Here is a 2587-nt window from a genome sequence, read left to right on the forward strand (position 1 = left end):
CGCTGCTGTCGGCCGGCGTGACGACGGCTCGTCCTGAGCTGATAGCCGCGCACCGGCGGCCCGCGCCGCCCTACGAGGCGGGCCCCGAGGCGGCGCTGCTTGGCGCCACGGCGATGATCGACGTCAGCGATGGCCTGCTCGCCGACCTCGGCCACGTGGCGGCGGCGAGCGGCGCGGCGATCGCGGTGGAAAGTCCGAGGCTCGCGCTTGGTGACCCGCTAGCCGAAGCCGCGGCCCTGGTCCTGGCAGCCGGCCCCTCGTCATCCAGAACGTCCTCGGCTGACTCCCCGGCCTCACTCGCCCTGAACTGGGCGCTAACCGGCGGCGAGGACCACTGCCTGGTCGCCACGTTCCCGCCGTCGGTGGCGCTCCCGCCACGATGGCGCGTGATCGGCGCCGTGCACGCCGGCGACGGCGTCACGGTCGACGGCAACCCCTACCCGGGGCCCGCCGGCTGGGAACACTTCCGCTAAGCAAGCCCCTAAGCGACCCCGGTGAGCCTCGCACCCATCTTCGTATCACTTTCCGCCCCTAGAATCGGACAAAGCGGACGCGATAAGGACCGGAAGTGATACGAAGACGAAAATTGATGCGAAGTCACCAGCACGCGGGCGCCGACGTGCGGCGGCCCGGGCCGTTAGCGGGAGACCTTGCCTGCCTTGATGCAGGAGGTGCAGACGTTCAGGCGCTTGGGCGTGCCAGACACGATAGCGCGAACGGTCTGGATGTTCGGGTTCCAGCGGCGGCGGGTGCGGCGGTGGGAGTGCGAGACGTTGTTGCCGAAGCCCGGCCTCTTGCCGCATACGTCGCAGACGGAAGCCACGGTTCGCTCCATTGTTCGTTGGAAGGTCTGTCAGGTGCCGCGCTGCGCCGGGACATTAACGCCGGCACGAACTTAGGCAGCCTCGGAAGCATACCCGACAGCCCGCCCCTCGCGCGAACCATCGCCGGACCTGCGTTCCGTCACCGGAATGTCGGCGGGTGCTTCTATGCTGCCAAGTGTGGCCACGCTGCGCGATCCGCTTCCGCTGGGCGGGAAGAAGACCAGCGAGGCGTTCGAGAAGGTCTTCGGCATCAGGACGGTCGGAGACCTGCTGCGGCATTACCCGCGCCGGTACTACACCCGCGGTGAGCTGACGCCCCTCGCCGAGCTGCGCGAAGGGGATCACGTCACGGTACTCGCCCGGGTGGAGAGCGCGACCCTGGCCCAGTATTCGAGATCGCGCTTCCCGAACGGCGGCCGCAAGACCACAGACCGCGCCGAAGTAACCGTTACGGACGGCACGGCCACCCTGACGCTCACCTTTTTCGGCGGGGCCGGACGCCACGTCCGGGCTCTCCAGCGCGGCAAGATCGGGCTGTTCGCGGGCACGGTGTCCACCTTCCGGGGCCGGCGCCAGCTTGTCCACCCGGAGTACGAGCTGCTGCCGGTCGACGCGGTCGACGCCGAGACCACCGCCGAGGCAGCCGCCGAGTACGCGACCGAGCTGATCCCGGTCTACCCGGCGAGCGCCCGGCTGAGCTCCTGGCGCATCTCCCAGGCGGTCCAGGTCGTGCTGAACATCCTGGACATCGGCGAGGACCCGCTGCCGGAAGAGGTGCGCCAGCAGCACGACCTGTGGCCGCGGGAGATGGCGATCCGCGCCATCCACCGGCCGCAGGACCGGTCGGACCTGCAACGCGCGCGCAAGCGGCTGAAATGGGACGAGGCCTTCGTCATGCAGGCCGCGCTGGCCCAGCGGCGGATGGCCGCCGCCGCGATGCCCGCGATGCCACGGCCGCCGGAGCCGGACGGGATCGCGGCGGAGTTCGACCGCCGCCTGCCGTTCACGCTGACCGAGGGGCAGCGGTTCGTCGGCGAGGTCATTGCCCGCGACCTGTCGTGCGCGTACCCGATGAACCGGCTGCTGCAGGGCGAGGTCGGCTCGGGGAAGACCGTCGTCGCCGTGCGGGCCATGCTCCAGGTGGTGGACGCCGGCGGGCAGGCCGCGCTGCTCGCCCCCACCGAGGTGCTCGCGCAGCAGCACTACCGGTCGATCACCGCGCTGCTCGGGCCGCTCGCCTCAGCCGGGCAGCTCGGCGGCGCGGAGCACGCCACCCGGGTGGCGCTGCTGACCGGCTCGACCGGCGTAAGGGCGCGGCGCTCCGCGCTGTCGGACGCCTTCACCGGTGACGCCGGCATCCTCATCGGCACGCACGCCCTGCTCGAGGACCGGGTGCAGTTCGCCGACCTCGGGCTGGTGGTCATCGACGAACAGCACAGGTTCGGCGTGGAGCAGCGCGACGCGCTGCGGGACAAGGCCGTCGGCTCCCGCCCGCACGTGCTCGTGATGACCGCGACGCCGATCCCGCGGACGGTGGCGATGACCGTGTTCGGCGACCTCGAGGTCTCCACCCTCGCCGAGCTGCCCGCCGGCCGTTCCCCGATCGCCACCCACGTCGTGCCGGCCGCCGAGCGGCCGCGGTACCTGGAGCGGGTCTGGCAGCGGGTCCGCGAGGAGATCGCGGCGGGCCGGCAGGCGTACGTCGTGTGCCCGCGCATCGGCGACGAGGCGCCTGGCGAAGCGGTCGGGGACGACGCTGTGAT

Annotated in this window: 2 protein-coding genes and 1 pseudogene; 2 read left to right on the plus strand and 1 reads right to left on the minus strand. The window is 71.4% G+C overall.

The window, feature by feature from the left end; translation table 11 throughout:
* Window positions 1–473 (plus strand): annotated as a pseudogene (locus WA805_RS16205) (thiamine-phosphate kinase); the annotation flags it as partial.
* 164 nt (window positions 474–637) lie between these two features.
* Here the strand turns inward: WA805_RS16205 and rpmB are convergent.
* Entirely contained in the window at window positions 638–823 is a 186-nt protein-coding gene (rpmB, locus tag WA805_RS16210) for a 50S ribosomal protein L28 (RefSeq protein ID WP_422277174.1), read from the minus strand.
* Window positions 824–1001: 178 nt separating this feature from the next.
* Here rpmB and WA805_RS16215 point away from each other — a divergent pair.
* A partial coding sequence (locus WA805_RS16215; protein ID WP_425242748.1) for an ATP-dependent DNA helicase RecG occupies window positions 1002–2587 on the plus strand: 1586 nt, incomplete at its 3' end.

The organism is Trebonia sp., from assembly GCF_049794275.1.
Lineage (GTDB): Bacteria > Actinomycetota > Actinomycetes > Streptosporangiales > Streptosporangiaceae > Trebonia.